General features: G+C 56.8%; 1 protein-coding gene. It reads left to right on the top strand.

Translation table 11 applies throughout. The features are described from left to right. Window positions 1–52: 52 nt before the first annotated feature. Window positions 53–1,063, top strand: a 1,011-nt coding sequence (gene lpxB, locus HZB34_02125; GenBank protein MBI5314750.1) for a lipid-A-disaccharide synthase, incomplete at its 3' end; no start/stop codon positions are given.

The raw sequence follows: 1,063 nt of genomic DNA, 5'->3' as shown, positions 1-1,063 counted from the left end.
CTCAGCCGCGTGCATCGAATCGCAGTCACTGTCTGTGCTCCAATAAATCGTCATGGCGCGTATTCTGATCATTACTGGTGAAGCCTCCGGCGACCTCCACGGAGCCAATCTGGCCAAGGCGCTCAGAGCCAAGGACCCTCAAGTCTCGTTGGCCGGGATCGGAGGGGCCGCGATGGAGGCGGCCGGTGTGCAATTGGTCTGCAAGATGGGGCAGTTCGACGTGATGGGGATGGTCGGGCCCTTGGTGTTGGTGGCGATCATGCGACGGTTTTTCTTCATGCGACGGTTGTTTCGATCCGAACCATGGGATGCGGTCATCTTTGTCGACAACCCCGGATTAAACTTACGGTACGCCTATTTTGCCAAGGGCGCTGGGTTGCGCGTGTTCTATTATGTTGCGCCGCAGATTTGGGCCTGGGGGGCCTGGCGGATGTACTGGATCAAGAAACGAGTCGATCAGGTGTTGGTCATTCTGCCTTTTGAAAAACCCCTCTATGACAACGCGGGTATGCGCTGCACATTTGTCGGCCATCCCATCTTGGATGCAGTCGAAGGATCCTACGATCGGACGGCGCTGCGCAGCAGATTTGGCTTCGCTCAGGATGAGCGGGTGATTGGCTTGTTGCCGGGGAGCCGCGCGCATGAGGTGCAGGCTCTGTTGCCGATCCTGATCAGAGCCGCAGAGCAATTGGCTCACCGGGCGCCAAAAACGAAGTTTATCTTGGCGCAGGCCTCCACAATTCAGGATAATCTGCTGCAGCCACTCTTGCGGCAAAGTTCGGTTCCTGTCACTCTGGTCAAAGAACAAGCCAGTGAAGTGATGGCCGTATCTGATGTGGTGCTCGTGGCGTCGGGGACAGCCACGCTGCAAGCAGCCGTCGTGGGCACTCCTATGGTGTTGATCTATCGAACATCGGAATTAGAATTTTGGATCGCGAGTTTCTTTCTCCGGGTCAAATGGATTGGACTGGTGAATTTGGTGGCAGGTCGATCCGTCGTGCCGGAGTTGTTGCAGGATGAGGCCACCGGCCAGCGGCTTTACGAGGAGGCGTTGCGGATCTTG

The sequence above is a fragment of the Nitrospirota bacterium genome, assembly GCA_016219645.1.
GTDB lineage: Bacteria > Nitrospirota > Nitrospiria > Nitrospirales > Nitrospiraceae > Palsa-1315.
Note: the sequence above shows the minus strand (reverse complement) of the source record. Positions and strands in the feature narration are given on the sequence as shown.